The sequence below is a fragment of the Pseudomonas sp. CM25 genome (genome assembly GCF_013179705.1).
Lineage (GTDB): Bacteria > Pseudomonadota > Gammaproteobacteria > Pseudomonadales > Pseudomonadaceae > Aquipseudomonas.
In genome coordinates, this window is sequence record NZ_JABMCW010000722.1 from 1 (window position 1) to 608 (window position 608).

Annotated in this window: 2 protein-coding genes; both read left to right on the top strand. The window is 57.2% G+C overall.

All coding sequences use genetic code 11. From position 1 onward, the window contains the following. The coding region (gene rplF / locus HP546_RS30940) for a 50S ribosomal protein L6 (protein ID WP_172233854.1) at positions 1 to 442 on the top strand (442 nt) is incomplete at its 5' end. 10 nt (positions 443 to 452) lie between these two features. Continuing rightward, a partial coding sequence (locus HP546_RS30945; protein WP_306126092.1) for a 50S ribosomal protein L18 occupies positions 453 to 608 on the top strand: 156 nt, incomplete at its 3' end.

The following is a 608-nucleotide window of genomic DNA, read 5'->3' on the forward strand; positions in this document are numbered from 1 at the left end:
CACTCTCGAACTGAACGTTCACTCGTCTGTTGAAGTCTCCGAAGTCTCCGGCGAACTCCGTTTCGTCGCTCGCAACGGTGATCAGCAAGCTCGTGCTATGGCCGGTACTACCCGTGCCCTGGTCAACAACATGGTCCAAGGCGTAAGCCAAGGCTTCGAGCGTAAGCTCCAGCTGGTCGGTGTTGGTTACAAGGCGCAGGCTAAAGGCACCGTCCTGAACCTGGCTCTGGGCTTCTCGCATCCAGTGGACTACGAACTGCCAGCCGGTATCACCGCTGAAACACCTAGCCAGACCGACATCCTGATCAAGGGTATCGACAAGCAGCTGGTAGGTCAGGTGGCCGCTGAAATCCGCGACTTCCGTCCACCAGAGCCTTACAAAGGCAAGGGTGTGCGTTACGCGGACGAAGTAGTCCGTCGTAAAGAAGCCAAGAAGAAGTAGGGCCTAGCAAATGACCGACAAAAAAGTTATTCGACTGCGTCGCGCTCGCAAAGCACGTCTCAAGATGCACGAACTCGAAGTCGTGCGCCTGTGCGTGTTCCGCTCCTCGCAGCACATCTACGCCCAGGTCATTTCGGCCGACGGCAGCAAGGTTCTGGCAAGCGCC